The sequence below is a fragment of the Yersinia artesiana genome (assembly GCF_902726545.1).
GTDB classification, from domain to species: domain Bacteria; phylum Pseudomonadota; class Gammaproteobacteria; order Enterobacterales; family Enterobacteriaceae; genus Yersinia; species Yersinia artesiana.
The window spans coordinates 1-15191 of the sequence record NZ_CACVAD010000044.1 but is presented as its reverse complement, the minus strand read 5'-3'; the positions used below and the strand labels follow the sequence as shown (position 1 = coordinate 15191).

Genomic DNA, 15191 nt, shown 5'->3' with positions numbered 1-15191 from the left:
TCTGGAGAATCCCAAATGGCAAAAGAATTCAGCCGTTCTCAGCGTGTTTCACAGGAAATGCAGAAAGAGATCGCACTCATCTTACAGCGCGAAATCAAAGACCCTCGTGTTGGCATGGCAACTGTGTCAGGCATCGAACTGTCTCGTGATTTGGCTTACGCTAAAGTCTTTGTGACCTTCCTGAACGTGTTAACCGACAATGCTGATCCGGATACAGTAAAGAATGGCATTAAAGCGCTGCAAGATGCTTCCGGTTATATCCGCACTCTGCTGGGTAAAGCGATGCGTTTGCGTATCGTGCCAGAACTGACCTTCGCTTATGACAACTCTCTGATTGAAGGGATGCGGATGTCTAACCTGGTGACTAACGTCATCAAAAATGATGTAGAACGTCAGGTTAATCCAGGAAACGACGAGGAGAAATAATGGGTCGTCCACGTCGTCGCGGCCGTGACATTAACGGCGTTCTGTTATTGGATAAGCCGCTGGGCCTCTCCTCTAATGATGTTTTGCAGAAAGTAAAACGTCTCTTTAGCGCAAACCGCGCAGGCCATACCGGTGCTCTCGATCCATTGGCAACCGGTATGTTACCTATCTGTTTGGGGGAAGCGACCAAGTTTTCCCAATTTTTGCTCGATTCAGATAAGCGCTATCGAGTAGTTGCCCGTTTAGGTCAACGCACGGATACTTCTGATGCCGAAGGTGCATTAATCAGTGAGCGTGAAGTGAATGTCACGCAGGCACAGATGGATGCCGCATTGGACAGTTTCCGTGGTAGCAGCCAGCAGGTGCCGTCCATGTATTCTGCGCTGAAGCATCAAGGCAAGCCGTTGTATGAATATGCCCGCCAAGGGATTGAAGTTGAGCGTGAAGCGCGCAGTATTACTGTGTACGAATTGCTGTTTATCCGCTGGGAAGGCAATGACCTGGAGCTGGAAATCCACTGTTCCAAAGGTACCTATATTCGTACCATTATTGATGATTTAGGTGAATTGCTGGGTTGCGGCGCACATGTGAGTTATCTGCGCCGGTTGCAAGTGGCGACTTATCCAAGTGACCGCATGGTGACATTGGAACAGTTGACTGCAATCGTTGAAACAGCGCAAGCAGAAGAGCGGTCGCCAAACGCTGAACTGGATGCGTTGCTATTACCGATGGATAGCGCGGTATTAAACTTCCCTGAAGTCAATCTGTTACCTGCTGTTGCGGCCTATGTGAAACAAGGGCAACCAGTACATGTAGCGGGATCTCCTGGTGAAGGGATGGTTCGTATCACTGAAGGTGAAGAGCGTAATTTCATTGGTATCGGCACGATTGCAGAAGATGGCCGTGTTGCTCCGAAACGCTTGGTTGTAGAACATGTGGATGGTGCAAACCCTGTTGTAGCAGGTGCAGCGGCAGGAAACACACCGTAGGCCAGAAGGCCTTCCTTGCGATCCCGCGGTTCAAAGAGTAGAATAGTGCGGCTTACATATTGGGTTGCTGAATTAGAGATCGGCGCCTGTCTTAATTTATCTATATATTTGGAGTTGTATCATGTCTCTAAGTGTTGAAGCGAAAGCTAAAATTGTTGCTGACTTCGGTCGCGATGCCAATGACACCGGTTCAAGCGAAGTTCAGGTTGCTCTGTTGACTGCTCAAATTAACCATTTGCAAGGTCACTTCTCCGAGCACAAAAAAGATCACCACAGTCGTCGTGGTCTGCTGCGTATGGTATCCACGCGTCGTAAGCTGCTGGACTACCTGAAGCGTAAAGATGTAGCGAGTTACGTTTCCCTGATCGAGCGTCTGGGTCTGCGTCGCTAAGTCTGCGAGTTTCGGGAGAAAGGGGCCAAATTGGCCCCTTTTTTCTAAGAAGCAATGATAAAATACGTTAGTATATTGTTGTTGTTCTATATTTTTAAAACATAGGATCTTCCGGTGCAGAGGTTCGCGCGGCTAATGAGAGACTTTAACTCATGAGAGTTAAGGATTGTCATTAGTCGCGAGGATGCAGTGTGAAGGTATGAGTAACAGGTGGATGAGATCGTCAATACGATCCGGCACCGCATAGTATAAGGATACTATTTTGCTGACTCCGATTATTCGTAAATTCCAGTACGGCCAACATACCGTTACTATTGAAACTGGCATGATGGCTCGCCAGGCGACTGCTGCCGTTATGGTCAGCATGGATGACACCGCAGTATTCGTTACTGTTGTTGGCCAAAAGAAAGCTAAACCAGGCCAGAGCTTCTTCCCTCTGACTGTTAACTATCAGGAGCGTACCTACGCTGCTGGTCGTATCCCAGGCAGCTTCTTCCGTCGTGAAGGCCGTCCAAGTGAAGGCGAAACACTGACTTCACGTCTGATTGACCGCCCGATTCGCCCACTGTTCCCAGACAGCTTCCTGAATGAAGTTCAGGTTATTGCGACTGTTGTTTCTGTTAACCCACAAATTAACCCAGACATCGTGGCACTGATTGGTGCATCAGCTGCGCTGAGCCTGTCAGGTATTCCATTCAACGGCCCAATCGGTGCTGCTCGTGTTGGTTTTATCAACGACCAGTATGTGCTGAACCCAACCACCGATGAGCTGAAAGAAAGCCGTCTGGACTTGGTTGTTGCCGGTACTGCGGGTGCAGTATTGATGGTTGAATCAGAAGCAGACATCTTGTCTGAAGATCAAATGTTGGGCGCGGTTGTCTTCGGCCACGAACAACAGCAAGTTGTGATTGAAAATATCAACGCTCTGGTTGCTGAAGCGGGCAAACCGAAGTGGGATTGGCATGCTGAGCCAGTAAACGAAGCGCTACATGCGCGCGTTGCTGAGCTGGCTGCTGCACGTCTGGGCGATGCTTATCGCATTACCGAGAAACAAGAGCGTTATACTCAAGTTGATGCTATCAAAGCTGATGTGACTGAAGCACTGTTAGCGCAAGACGATACATTAGATGCTGCGGAAATTCAGGATATCCTGGGCAGCGTTGAGAAAGACGTAGTTCGTAGTCGTGTACTGCGTGGCGAACCGCGTATCGATGGTCGCGAAAAAGACATGATCCGTGGTCTGGATGTGCGTACTGGTGTGTTGCCACGTACCCACGGTTCAGCGTTGTTCACCCGTGGTGAAACTCAGGCGCTGGTTACAGCAACACTGGGTACTGCACGTGACGCACAAAATATTGATGAACTGATGGGTGAGCGTACTGACTCATTCCTGCTACACTATAATTTCCCTCCATATTCTGTTGGTGAAACAGGTATGGTTGGTTCACCGAAACGTCGTGAGATTGGCCATGGTCGTCTGGCGAAACGTGGTGTGTTGGCCGTGATGCCAAGCCCGAGCGAGTTCCCTTACACTGTGCGTGTGGTTTCTGAAATCACCGAGTCTAACGGTTCTTCCTCAATGGCTTCTGTTTGTGGTGCTTCTCTGGCCCTGATGGACGCAGGTGTGCCGATTAAAGCCGCTGTTGCCGGTATCGCAATGGGTCTGGTGAAAGAAGATGAGAACTTTGTTGTTCTGTCTGACATTCTGGGTGACGAAGATCACTTGGGCGACATGGACTTTAAAGTAGCCGGTAGCCGTGACGGTATCACCGCACTGCAAATGGACATTAAAATTGAAGGTATCACCCGCGAAATCATGCAGGTGGCTCTGAACCAGGCTAAGGGTGCGCGTCTGCACATTCTGGGTGTTATGGAACAGGCTATCAGCACACCGCGCGGCGATATTTCTGAGTTTGCTCCACGTATCTACACCATGAAAATCAATCCTGAGAAAATCAAGGATGTGATTGGTAAAGGTGGTTCTGTGATTCGTGCGCTGACTGATGAAACTGGCACCACCATTGAAATCGAAGATGATGGCACCATTAAGATTGCAGCAACTGACGGCGACAAAGCAAAACACGCTATCCGTCGTATCGAAGAGATTACTGCTGAAATCGAAGTGAACCGTATCTATGCGGGTAAAGTGACTCGTATCGTTGATTTCGGTGCATTTGTTGCCATCGGCGGCGGTAAAGAAGGCTTGGTACATATTTCTCAAATCGCTGACAAGCGTGTTGATAAAGTGACTGATTACCTGCAGATGGGTCAGGAAGTACCGGTTAAAGTTATCGAAGTTGATCGCCAAGGCCGTATTCGCCTGAGCATGAAAGAAGCGACTACTCCTGATGCAGAAGCACCGGCACCAGAAGCAGCAGAGTAATTAGTATTCCACAGCTCCTTACTCATGAGTGAGGAGCTGTGTTATCTCGAGGGCAGGATGCTCTTGTGTTAAACAAATGGATGAAAGGATATTTATCCAATGTTTGTCTTCGGGAGTAGGAAATGAAGCCTTTCTTGCGCTGGTGTTACGTTGTGACAGCACTCATGCTGGCAGGATGCAGCAACCATGATTGGCGTAAAGACGAGGTATTGGCAATCCCGTTGCAACCTACGTTGCAGCAGGAAGTGATTCTGGCGCGCATGGAACAAATCCTTGCAAGTCGGGCACTTACGGATGATGAGCGCGCACAGCTTTTATATGAGCGCGGAGTGCTGTATGATAGCCTCGGGCTACGGGCACTAGCGCGAAATGATTTTTCGCAAGCGTTAGCTATTCGTCCTGATATGCCAGAAGTTTTTAACTATCTGGGCATTTATTTAACGCAGGCAGGCAATTTTGATGCTGCCTATGAAGCGTTTGATTCTGTACTAGAGCTTGATCCAACTTACAATTACGCGCGTTTAAACCGGGGTATCGCTTTGTATTATGGCGGTCGACTCCCGTTGGCGCAGGATGATCTGCAGGCGTTTTATCAAGACGATCCAAATGATCCCTTCCGTTCGTTGTGGCTGTATCTGGTGGAAAGAGAAATCGATCCCAAGACAGCGGCAGTAGCGTTACAACAACGCTATGAAAAATCGGACAGAGGGCAATGGGGATGGAATATTGTCGAATTCTACCTGGGCACGATCAGCGAAAAAACGCTGATGGAAAGGCTTAAGGCAGATGCAACGGATAACACTTCGCTCGCTGAGCATCTCAGTGAAACTGACTTCTATTTAGGTAAACATTACCTAAGTCTGGGGGACAAGGACACCGCTTCGGCGCTGTTCAAACTGACGGTAGCTAACAACGTTCATAACTTTGTTGAGCACCGCTATGCATTGTTGGAATTGGCGCTTTTGGGCCAAGAACAAGACGACCTATCGGAATCGGACCAGCAATAGCTGACGAGCAACTATCAGCCTGATATACCTTGGTTTTTACCAACGTTAATCACCCTAACAGGTGATGGCCTTTTTGTTCGTTTTATAATCTAATTTGAGCCGGTTCACACTTTTCAATGAAAATGACTGAAAATTTTCTCGACGAGTTATGTAGACTGGCTGCCATTATTAATGAGGCACGTGTACATGACTACTGAGCTTGAAACCTCTTTTGCTGATCTGGGGCTGTCCGCTCCAATTCTTTCTGCTCTGACTGATCTTGGTTATGAAAAACCATCTCCTATCCAGTTGGAATGTATTCCACACCTGTTGAACGGCCGTGATGTTCTCGGCATGGCGCAAACTGGTAGTGGCAAAACAGCCGCATTTGGTCTGCCGCTGTTACACAACATTGATCCAAGCCTGAAAGCACCACAGGTGTTAGTGCTGGCTCCAACTCGTGAGTTGGCTATTCAAGTTGCTGAAGCATTATCTAGCTTCTCTAAACATATGAACGGCGTTAACGTGGTTGCCCTGTATGGTGGCCAGCGTTATGACGTGCAATTACGCGCTTTGCGTCAGGGGCCACAAGTTGTTGTTGGTACCCCGGGTCGTCTGTTAGACCATTTGAAACGCGGTACCCTTAACCTGTCCAACCTGAGTGGTTTGGTGTTGGATGAAGCAGATGAAATGCTGCGTATGGGCTTTATTGAAGACGTTGAAAATATTCTGGCGCAGATCCCGGCTGAACATCAGACCGCGCTGTTCTCTGCCACTATGCCAGAAGCGATTCGCCGTATTACCCGTCGCTTTATGAAAGATCCACAGGAAGTTCGCATTCAGTCTAGTATCACTACCCGCCCTGATATCAGCCAGAGTTATTGGGCTGTGCATGGTGTCCGTAAGAATGAAGCACTGGTACGTTTCCTTGAGGCTGAGGATTTTGACGCTGCTATCATTTTCGTTCGTACCAAAAACGCGACGCTGGAAGTGGCTGAAGCTTTGGAACGTAGCGGTTATAACAGTGCTGCATTGAATGGTGACATGAACCAGGCTGCACGTGAGCAGACACTGGAACGCCTGAAAAGTGGTCGTTTAGATATTCTGATTGCAACTGATGTTGCGGCTCGTGGCTTGGACGTTGAGCGTATCAGCCTGGTAGTAAACTATGATATCCCTATGGATTCAGAGTCTTATGTTCACCGTATCGGCCGTACCGGTCGTGCCGGTCGTGCTGGCCGTGCGTTACTGTTCGTTGAGAACCGTGAACGTCGCCTATTGCGGAATATTGAACATACCATGAAGCTGACTATCCCAGCAGTTGAGCTGCCAAATGCAGAGCTGTTGGGCGAACGTCGCTTAGCCAAATTTGCGGCTAAAGTTGGCCAACAGCTGGAAAGTAGTGATTTGGATCTGTACCGTGCGTTGCTGGCTAAGCTGCAACCAGAAGAAGGGTTTGATCTCGAAACGCTGGCTGCCGCGTTGCTGAAAATGGCACAGGGCGAACGTCCACTGATCCTGCCACCAGAAGCACCACGTCGTCCACAGCGTGAATTCAATACTCGCGATGACCGTGGTAGCGATCGTGGCCGTGACCGTGGAGACAGCCGTCGTGAGCCTCGTGCTGACAGCCGTGATGGTGGCGAGCGTCCAGCACGTCGCGAACGTCGTGATGTTGGTGAGATGGAACTGTACCGCATTGAAGTGGGCCGTGATGATGGTGTTGAAGTTCGTCATATCGTTGGCGCTATTGCTAACGAAGGTGATATTAGCAGCCGTTATATCGGTAACATCAAGCTGTTTGCTTCACATTCAACTATCGAACTGCCGAAAGGTATGCCGGGCGAAATGTTATCTCACTTCACTCGCACCCGTATCCTGAACAAGCCGCTGAACATGCAGCTGTTGGGTGATGCACAGCCGCATGAGCGCCGTGAGCGTCCTGCTGGTGGTAACGGTGGTGGTGAGCGTCGTGGCGGTGGTGCTGGCCGTTCATTCGGTGGCGAACGTCGTGACGGTGCAGGTGCTCCTCCTCGCCGTTCATTCGGAAGTGACCGTGCTCCAGCCGGTGCTGGCGAACAGCGTCGTGGTAATCGTGATGGCCAGCGTTCAGCTGCTCCACGTCGCGATGATGCCGCAGCGCCTGCCGCACCTGCTCGTCGTCGTTTCGGTGATGCATAAGTCTTAGTCATCTTCGATGATTAAACGTAAAAACCAGCCTCAGGGCTGGTTTTTTTATGGGTATCAAACGGGGTTTTTTTGCCTTACGACAAAAATATTTGAGATATATTGGTTAAATTAAGTGAAAAATAATCTATTACTTTCAACTCTTAATTTAAATAGAAATAAAAAGAATTCAGCTTATATTTTTTTATTGTAATAGGATATTTGAGTTGCATATTATTTAGCATCATAATTACTTCACAATTGATAGTTCATTTACATATATTTTCCTTTAAATTAAGAAAGATTACATGCCATTGTGATAGATTTGTTTTGAAATAAAAACAAGAAATTATTTATCATAAGGATCTAAAAATGAAAGATTATATGGTTATACCTCTTTTTTCTTTTGTTCTTACTGCATGCTCAACGCCTGCAACCTCACTAAATAATGAAGACCTTTGTGCTAAATTAGCCGAAGGGGAATACTTTAAAAATAATTGGATTTGGGATCCAGCATTTAAAGAATATCAAGGCAGGAAAACAAAGGGCACTATTTCTGTAGAGCAATGCGAGACAATAAGGGCGCAGAATATCGCGAGTTTTGCGAAAAAAGATGCTGAAGCAGAGGTTGAGTCAGACTAGCCAGCCTGCATAGGTAAAGAGTCAATCCCTGAAAGGAATAGATGTTTCCTTGGGAAAGCGATGAGTTATCATTACATACATTTAGTTGTCCCAAGCGAGTATCTGGAATAAACCATAGTGAGAGTTGTTGGTTTTATTATGATTCACTTCCGCCATCGATTTCATTATTCTTAATAAAATCGAGTAGGTGGGAAGGGTCTTGAAAATCAATGTAAAGTTGATTGAGTTAAAAAATATATTTTCATGAGTTTGGTGCTCTTTATATTATTACCTGTTTTTTTCTAACAAATTCAATACGCTTTTTTATTGAATGGAATAGTGAGCTCATGAGTTTATGATGACTTTACCTTGAAACATAAAACCAGCCCTGGAGCTGGTTTTATTATATCTCTAATCTATTGTATATAAATAGATTAGAGCGGCTCTCCAGGTTGCAAGTCTTGTTGCAAACTGGAAACTATCTCAAATGAATATAATCGTGCCTGGTGATCAAAAATCTGGCCATTCACCATTAATTCATCGGCTTGCGTTTCCCGCAATAATGACTGAAGCCCATGTCGGACTTTACTCTTATCACCAATAATGGACAGGCGCAGCGCCTGATCTACACCAAACTGTTCGGCTGGCGAGCAGATTTTTTCCATATCTTCGACTGGCGGAGGAAGTTGCCCCGGTGTGCCACGGCGCAAACTGACAAACTGCTGCTGCATTGAGGTAAACAGGATACGGGCGTCACGCTCGCTGTCTGCAGCGACCACATTCACACACACGATCGCATAAGGTTTCGGCCATTGAGCGGAGGGTTTGAAGTTTTCGCGATACACTTTGAGCGCCTGGAAGAGCATGTCCGGCGCAAAATGCGAAGCGAAAGCGAAAGGTAGCCCCATGGCAGCAGCCAGTTGCGCGCTATACAGGCTGGAACCCAGCAGCCACAGAGGGACATGTAAACCTTGACCGGGAACAGCTTGTACCGCCTGCCCAGGTTGCACATCGGCAAAATAGTTTTGCAGTTCGCGCACATCAGACGGGAAGTTATCTACCTCGCCGGAGAGATGGCGTCGTAGTGCCATCATGGTGCGCTGGTCAGTGCCGGGCGCTCGGCCAAGGCCAAGATCGATACGGTCAGGATACAGCGAGGCGAGGGTGCCAAACTGCTCAGCTATCACTAATGGCGAATGGTTTGGTAGCATAACACCACCGGAACCGACGCGGATGGTGCTGGTGCCACCGGCAATATAGCCAATTAGCACTGAGGTCGCAGCACTGGCAATGCCGGTCATATTATGATGTTCAGCCAGCCAGTAGCGGTGATATCCCCATTTTTCAGCATGTTGAGCCAAGTCCAGCGAGGCATGAAATGCATCTCGGGGCGTCTTGCCCTGAGCTATCGGTGATAAATCGAGGACAGAAAGCGGGATCGGCGGCTTATCTGTTATAGCAACATTGTTATCATTCATAGAATCGTCCATCATAACCTTATGTTGAGTCGCTTGAAGGGCGAACACATTAATCCTCTTCGTCCTTGACGTTGCAGGGTTGTTAGCTGCGCGCACTTACCCGAATCACTTACTTGAGTAAGCTCATCGGGATGCGTTTGCTGGCTGCCTACCTGCACCACCAATGACTTTGAGCAATCCTCTTCGTCCTCGACGTTGCAGGGTTGTTAGCTGCGCGCACTTACCCGAATCACTTACTTGAGTAAGCTTATCGGGGTGCGTTATCTGCACCACCAATGACTTTGAGTATCTAACTGCATTAATAATTTTCTCACAGAAATGCGAGGTAATTACCCTTAGCAGCATAATCTAAATAACAGTGACTAAAGGGGTAATAAATGCGGCGCTTAAAGGATTCTGTAAACGAAACTCAGCCTAACTCAACTGTCCGTTTAGCCTAACGGGCATGACATCTTAATTAAACCAGTTAATTATTCTTATTTTATCCACAATAAATCTATTATAAAAAATTTAATGCTGTTTCAAGTGCTATTGCCGCTTGATCTTTTCCCGCGAAAGCCATGCTGGATCGAGGGGATGTGCGGGGCGCTGTTGCCCGCGATGGCTAATTCTGGCTCCGGAAATCTGGGATTGCCGCCACCAGCGCCGCGATGGGGGCTGCGGCAGGGATGGCGTGGTTGCTGGAGCCGCGTTATGAACCAGTGGCATTGGCCATTGGCAGTATGATTGCTGATATCAGCGGGATTATCTGTGATGGTGCGGCCAACAGTTGCGCGATGAAAGCCTCCACCAGTGTCAGCGCGGCGTATAAGGCGGTGTTGATGGCATTAGACCGCAGCGGGGTGACCGGTAATGAGGGGATCGTTGCGGATGATGTCGATCAGTCAATCGCTAATCTGTGTGCGCTGGCCTGTGGTGCGATGCGACAAACAGACCGTCAGATTATTGAGATTATGGCGCAAAAGTGTCACTGTGATTAAGCGTTAATAAGCATAAATAACCGGGAGGGCAGTGATGCTCACCCGGCTTATTGTTTTTGGCTTATGACACCAATTCCAGACCGGCGAGCCGTCGCCAGTAGCCATTACAATCGGCTTTATCGGCCAGTGTCAGTGGGTTTAATCCCAACTCGTTGGCGCGGAACTGATCAATGACACCCAGCGTTTCCATGCCTTGCGGCGAAAGACGGACGATATCCACCAAACCTTGCATGGAAATCAGATCGTTACCAAGGTTATAGCAATAGCCACTTTGGGTCTGAATCCCATTAAGGATAAACACCTGTTGATCTTCCTGTGACAATACCGGCCGCCCTTGCGGGTATTTAATGCAACAGGTCTCACACTCGTCTTTAGCCCGATCTTCTGAACGCGCAGTAAAGCAGCGGGCAGAATAAGCCAGCGGCAGGTGACCGTAGCTCAACACCTCGACTTCAAACTGATTGCGGAACCCCAGTTCTTCACACTGTTGCAGCACATTAGCCAGCCAATCGCGCGATAGTTCAACCGGCATACACCAGCGCATCATGCCCTGACGATGCAAAATCCGCAGAGTATAGGCGTTGTAGCAATTGAGGGCATGACCGGCCACAAAGGGTAAACCGCGCTCCGCCGCCATATTTACCGCACCCAAGTCATTGGCTTCTAATAAGAACTCGCCGTTTTCGACATAGCGCTTTAATTCATTTAATTCTGACGGCGCTTGCAGCAGGGCCAGTGTGGAAATCACCACCTGTTTGCCGCTGGCGGCAACGTCTTTAGCGAGTGCTAACCAATCACCCACTTTCATTTCTCGGCGTTTGGTACAAACATTCTCACCAAGATAAATAATATCGGCACTGCTATTGGCGGCGGCCTGATAAAAAGTTTCAATATCGGTTTTTGGCCAGTAATAGAGCACTGCGCCTAAGGCGTACTTCATATTTCCTCCGGCTACTGCCACTTGCGATGATAAGCGCCCAGGGTGGTTTGGGTGCCTTCAGACATGGCGCCTAGTTGTTCCATCCATTCTTCTTTGGCGGAAAATTGCGCCGGGTTGGCCAGATAGCGGTCAATTGCCTGTCGCCACACTTTCGCCACCTGGCTGACATAAGCCGGGCTGCGCTGGCGTCCTTCAATTTTCACCGAAGCAATATTGGCGGCAAACAATTCCGGTAGCAGTTCAAGTGTATTCAGGCTGGTCGGCTCTTCCAATGCATGATAGCGCTGCCCATCCACCAGATAGCGCCCTTTGCACAAGGTCGGATAACCCGCATTTTCATTATCTTCATAACGGTCGATCAGCACTTCATTGAGGCGAGACTCCATCCCTTGCGGGGTTTGCTGCCAACGCACAAAGCGCGCCGGAGAGCAGGCACCGACGGTATTGGGTGATTCACCGGTCAAATAGGATGAAAGATAACACCGCCCTTCAGCCATAATGCACAAGCTGCCAAAGGCAAAAACTTCCAATGGAACCGGGCTGGTGCGCGACAGTTGTTTGACCTGATGCATGGATAGCACGCGCGGTAAAACCACTCGTGCCACATCAAAATGGCGTTGATAGAAGCGGATAGCTTCATCATTGGTCGCCGATGCTTGTACCGACACATGGCGCTCAACTTCCGGGTAGCGTTCGGCGGCATATTCCAACATCGCCAAATCTGCCAGAATCAGGGCGTCCGCCCCAAGTTGTGCCGCCATATCGACCGCCCGTTGCCAACGGGAATAGCCGTCAGGATGAGCAAACGTATTAATAGCGATATGTAATTTTCGTTTGCGGCTATGAACGTAATTGACCGCTTCCTGTAATTTTTTATCGGTGAAATTCAGTCCGGCAAAATGGCGGGCGTTAGTATCATCTTTCAAGCCGATATAAACCGCGTCGGCACCATTATCGATTGCGGCCTTTAATGCGGGTAAATTACCGGCAGGACAAAGCAGCTCCATAGAATTTTCCCAATCCGAAGATGATATTAGAGTTTAGCGAATGGGGATTTTAGTTAACCCGCCGTGAGCTGACCTTGATTTAGGGCAGTTTCTTTCGCATTGGTGCCATTCTTCTGATATTTAGCAAAGATCTGATGCAAAATTTATTGATATAACAGGCTTCCATATTCTGCCAATGTGGCAAAATAGCGCTTTATTTTATGCAGATTAATACCCAAAGTAGTTGAAGTTGCAGCCAACACCCCTGCGGCTTCAAGTACAAAGGTATACACCCAAAAGGAGTCAGCCTATGTTGGGAGAACTACGAGCACGCCTTGTGCGCCAAGGGCCAGCGCTGTTGCGGGGGCCGTTGAAACTTACGCCATTTGCTTTACAACGTCAGGTGTTGGAGCAAGTGTTGGGCTGGCAATTCCGTCAGGCGCTACTGGATGGTGAACTGGAGTTTTTGGAGTCTCGCTGGTTAAAAATTGAAGTGCGCGACCTCGCATTGCAATGGTTTATGACCGTGGAAAACGGTAGGCTGGTGGTGAGCCAACAGGCTGAGGCGGATGTTAGCTTCAGCGGTGATGCCAACGATCTGATTCTGATCGCTGCCCGTAAAGAAGATCCGGATACGCTATTTTTCCAGCGCCGGCTGCGAATTGAAGGGGATACCGAATTGGGCCTGTATGTGAAAAATCTGATGGATGCCATTGAATTGGAGTCCATGCCGACGCTACTGCGAGTCGGCCTGCAACAACTGGCGGAATTTATTGAAGCGGGTCAGCAAGAGGGTGCGGCGAGTTCTTCCCGTACATTAGTATCGTGTTGATCCGGGTTGAAATTCCAGTGGATGCACCGGGGATCGACGCCTTATTACGTAAGGCATTCAAGGGCGATGATGAAGCAGAATTAGTGCAACAATTGCGCGAAGACGGCTTACTGACACTGGGCATTGTAGCAACCGATGATGACGGCGGTGTGGTTGGTTATGCGGCATTCAGCCCGGTAGATGTGGGTGGCGAAGACCGTCAATGGGTTGCACTGGCCCCGCTGGCAGTGGAAGAAAGTCTGCGTCGTCAAGGACTGGCTGAGAAGCTGGTCTATGAAGGCCTCGACTCTCTCAATGAGTTCGGTTATGCCGCGGTGGTGGTATTAGGCGATCCCGCTTATTATCAGCGCTTTGGTTTTGTGCCAGCGGCTCGTCATCAATTAACCTGCCGTTGGCCTGATACTGAAGACGCCTTTCAGGTGTATGCGTTGGCGGAAGATGCATTGACTGATGCTGATGGCGAAGTGGTGTTTTCTGCGCCGTTTAATCGCTTCTAACGTCTAGCAACGATACCAATGAAGAGGGCTGGTTCATCACCAGCTTTTCTTTTTGTTGCTTACTGAGTTGCTTCACCCGATATTCCAGCTTCAACGCTGTTGAGCGATCCCCTGCTTCACAATGAAATACCAGTGCTAACTCTCCCTTGCCCCGCAACGCTTTTGCGCCTTTTCCAGCTTGATGTTGCGTCAGCCTCCTGGCCACATCCGTGGTAATGCCGGTATACAGCATGCCACTGGTGGTGCGCAGCAGATAGAGATGCCAAAGGCTGTCCGACATAATCTTATTCCAGTCCGGGGGTAGCGGTTCGGAACATTATTACCGGAATTTCCCATTGCATCCTGACTTTTTTATCTGCTGGCACCTGATCAGTTTAAATTGGTTCTATTTGGCTCAATATGAACCATTCGATTACTTATTTAGTCTTTGCTGCAAATTCAAAACGTGGTGAAACCAAACCGTACAGTGTCCAACCGAGGAAGGTGACAATCGCACCCCAAGTCATGGCTTCCTGACCTGAACTATAAAGTGCATAGAAGCTGTACATCGCACCGATAAAGGCAATGATATTGGCTTTGCGCGCTTTTGCCGGTGGAACATTGGCGGTTTTCTGAATAATCACCAATGCTGCCATCGATAGAATATAAGGGATGATATTGGTTACGACAGCCAGATTGACCAGCACATTGAATTGTTTATTCAATGACGGGCTAATGGTCATTAGCGACAAGACACTCTGGATAATAACAATGGTCAGCATCCCTTTGATTGGCGCATCAGCTTTACTGACTTTAGAGAAGACTTTCGGGAAGAAGCCTTCATCGGCAGAGGATTTAAATACCTGAGCGATGGTGAACTGCCAGCCGAGTAATGAACCGACACATGACATAATCATCAATGCCATGATGATTTTGCCCACTGCTGGGGTAAACATATAAGCGAATGCCAGGCCAAATGGTGCTGTTGAGTTTGCCAAGTCCATATTAGGAACAATACCGGCGATGACGTTGGTCGAAATAATATAGATAACCGCTGCACCTAAAGTCCCGCCCAAGACCGCAATCGGAACGTTACGTTCAGGGTTTTCTACGGCATCGGTATTGGCACAGGCAGATTCCAGACCGAGGAAAGCCCATAATGTCATCGAGATAGAGGAGCCGATAGCTTCAAAAGTAGGCACGCCATGTGGGTTCCACGCCGCCGCGTAAGCGGAGCCGCTAAACCAGAACCAACCAATAATCGAAATCCCCACGACCGGAATAATCACCCCCCAGATAGTGACACTACTGATCTGCCCGGTAATACGTGCGCCGCCGAAGTTAGCCACCGTTGCCAACCACAGTACGCCGATAGTCGCGATACAAATACCCAGTGGCGTTAAGGTGGCACCCAGTAATTCAGTTCCGTACCCGACCGCCGATATGGCAATAGCGATATTGGCAATCAATAGAGACGCACCATAGGTATAGTTGGCCATGAAGTTGCCGGATTTACCGAAAGCGTATTCTGCATACC

At 48.7% G+C, this 15191-nt stretch carries 15 protein-coding genes and 1 pseudogene; 11 read left to right on the top strand and 5 right to left on the bottom strand.

Features of this window, described 5'->3' with window-relative positions; genetic code table 11:
• The first annotated feature begins 15 nt into the window (after positions 1 to 15).
• The 8 genes from rbfA to HU019_RS14780 all read left to right on the top strand — a co-directional run bounded on the left by rbfA (position 16) and on the right by HU019_RS14780 (position 7983).
• Positions 16 to 426, top strand: coding sequence for a 30S ribosome-binding factor RbfA (gene rbfA / locus HU019_RS14815; RefSeq protein ID WP_032816249.1), 411 nt, complete (start codon positions 16 to 18; stop codon positions 424 to 426).
• Complete coding sequence (gene truB / locus HU019_RS14810) at positions 426 to 1415, top strand: tRNA pseudouridine(55) synthase TruB (RefSeq protein ID WP_174849122.1); 990 nt, start codon at positions 426 to 428, stop codon at positions 1413 to 1415. Before rbfA ends, truB begins: the two co-directional genes overlap by 1 nt.
• Before the next feature lie 121 nt (positions 1416 to 1536).
• Positions 1537 to 1806, top strand: coding sequence for a 30S ribosomal protein S15 (gene rpsO, locus HU019_RS14805; protein WP_005156269.1), 270 nt, complete (start codon positions 1537 to 1539; stop codon positions 1804 to 1806).
• Positions 1807 to 2068: 262 nt separating this feature from the next.
• A complete protein-coding gene (gene pnp / locus HU019_RS14800) occupies positions 2069 to 4189 on the top strand; it encodes a polyribonucleotide nucleotidyltransferase (RefSeq protein WP_005156266.1) in 2121 nt (706 codons plus the stop codon).
• Between the two features lie 122 nt (positions 4190 to 4311).
• A complete protein-coding gene (gene nlpI / locus HU019_RS14795) occupies positions 4312 to 5196 on the top strand; it encodes a lipoprotein NlpI (protein WP_005156264.1) in 885 nt (294 codons plus the stop codon).
• 116 nt (positions 5197 to 5312) lie between these two features.
• Positions 5313 to 5393, top strand: coding sequence for a protein YrbN (yrbN, locus tag HU019_RS20530; protein ID WP_096335046.1), 81 nt, complete (start codon positions 5313 to 5315; stop codon positions 5391 to 5393).
• Positions 5383 to 7356 (top strand): DEAD/DEAH family ATP-dependent RNA helicase, encoded by a 1974-nt coding sequence (locus HU019_RS14785; protein WP_174849123.1) that lies wholly within the window; start codon positions 5383 to 5385, stop codon positions 7354 to 7356. Before yrbN ends, HU019_RS14785 begins: the two co-directional genes overlap by 11 nt.
• A gap of 357 nt (positions 7357 to 7713) precedes the next feature.
• Positions 7714 to 7983 (top strand): hypothetical protein, encoded by a 270-nt coding sequence (locus HU019_RS14780; RefSeq protein WP_174849124.1) that lies wholly within the window; start codon positions 7714 to 7716, stop codon positions 7981 to 7983.
• A gap of 413 nt (positions 7984 to 8396) precedes the next feature.
• Here HU019_RS14780 and HU019_RS14775 read toward each other — a convergent pair whose 3' ends face one another.
• A complete protein-coding gene (locus HU019_RS14775; RefSeq protein ID WP_174849136.1) occupies positions 8397 to 9419 on the bottom strand; it encodes a luciferase-like monooxygenase in 1023 nt (340 codons plus the stop codon).
• A 653-nt stretch (positions 9420 to 10072) separates the two neighbouring features.
• Between HU019_RS14775 and HU019_RS14770 the strand changes: the two are divergent.
• Positions 10073 to 10420: pseudogene (locus tag HU019_RS14770) on the top strand (L-serine ammonia-lyase, iron-sulfur-dependent, subunit alpha); the annotation flags it as partial.
• Between the two features lie 61 nt (positions 10421 to 10481).
• On the opposite strand, the gene HU019_RS14765 reads toward HU019_RS14770, so the two are convergent.
• Positions 10482 to 11360: a U32 family peptidase gene (locus HU019_RS14765; RefSeq protein WP_174849125.1), complete on the bottom strand. Its 879-nt coding sequence runs from the start codon at positions 11358 to 11360 to the stop codon at positions 10482 to 10484.
• A gap of 11 nt (positions 11361 to 11371) precedes the next feature.
• The gene (ubiU, locus tag HU019_RS14760) at positions 11372 to 12367 is read right to left on the bottom strand and encodes a ubiquinone anaerobic biosynthesis protein UbiU (protein WP_019080678.1); all 996 of its coding nucleotides are present in this window, start codon (positions 12365 to 12367) and stop codon (positions 11372 to 11374) included.
• Between the two features lie 289 nt (positions 12368 to 12656).
• Between ubiU and ubiT the strand changes: the two genes are divergently transcribed.
• Together ubiT and HU019_RS14750 are read left to right on the top strand one after the other, a co-directional pair.
• Positions 12657 to 13178 (top strand): ubiquinone anaerobic biosynthesis accessory factor UbiT, encoded by a 522-nt coding sequence (ubiT, locus tag HU019_RS14755; protein ID WP_174849126.1) that lies wholly within the window; start codon positions 12657 to 12659, stop codon positions 13176 to 13178.
• A complete protein-coding gene (locus HU019_RS14750) occupies positions 13172 to 13675 on the top strand; it encodes a GNAT family N-acetyltransferase (RefSeq protein ID WP_174849127.1) in 504 nt (167 codons plus the stop codon). The genes ubiT and HU019_RS14750 overlap by 7 nt, the downstream gene beginning before the upstream one ends.
• Here HU019_RS14750 and HU019_RS14745 read toward each other — a convergent pair.
• Together HU019_RS14745 and potE are read right to left on the bottom strand one after the other, a co-directional pair.
• A complete protein-coding gene (locus HU019_RS14745) occupies positions 13662 to 13955 on the bottom strand; it encodes a GIY-YIG nuclease family protein (RefSeq protein ID WP_174849128.1) in 294 nt (97 codons plus the stop codon). The two genes, HU019_RS14750 and HU019_RS14745, sit on opposite strands and share 14 nt — an antisense overlap.
• 136 nt (positions 13956 to 14091) lie before the next feature.
• On the bottom strand, positions 14092 to 15191 hold a 1100-nt coding region (potE, locus tag HU019_RS14740; protein ID WP_174850497.1), incomplete at its 5' end, for a putrescine-ornithine antiporter.